This is a genomic window from Streptomyces sp. SID9727, from assembly GCF_010550605.1.
Taxonomy (GTDB): Bacteria; Actinomycetota; Actinomycetes; order Streptomycetales; family Streptomycetaceae; genus Streptomyces.
The window spans coordinates 1-243 of the sequence record NZ_JAAGNI010000507.1 but is presented as its reverse complement, the minus strand read 5'-3'; the positions used below and the strand labels follow the sequence as shown (position 1 = coordinate 243).

1 pseudogene is annotated in these 243 nt (G+C 79.4%); it reads left to right on the top strand.

The annotated features are described in order from the left end of the window. Positions 1-3 precede the first annotated feature (3 nt). Positions 4-243, top strand: a pseudogene (locus G3I41_RS34305) (phosphatidate cytidylyltransferase); the annotation flags it as partial.

Here is a 243-nt window from a genome sequence, read left to right as displayed (position 1 = left end):
GCGGTGGCGTCGGCCGCCCTCCCGGTGCTGGCGTGGATCGCCCCGCACGCCCTGGACCTGCGCGCGGCGGCCCTGCTGCTCGTCGCGGCGGCGCTCCCCTCCGTGCTGGGCGGCGACGACCGGACGGGCTTCACCCGCACCGCGCGGACCGCCTTCGGGCTGCTGTGGATACCGGTGGCGCTGACCGGCCTGGTGACGCTCGGGGACACGGCGGTCGCGGTGGGCCTGGCGGTGGCGCTCGGC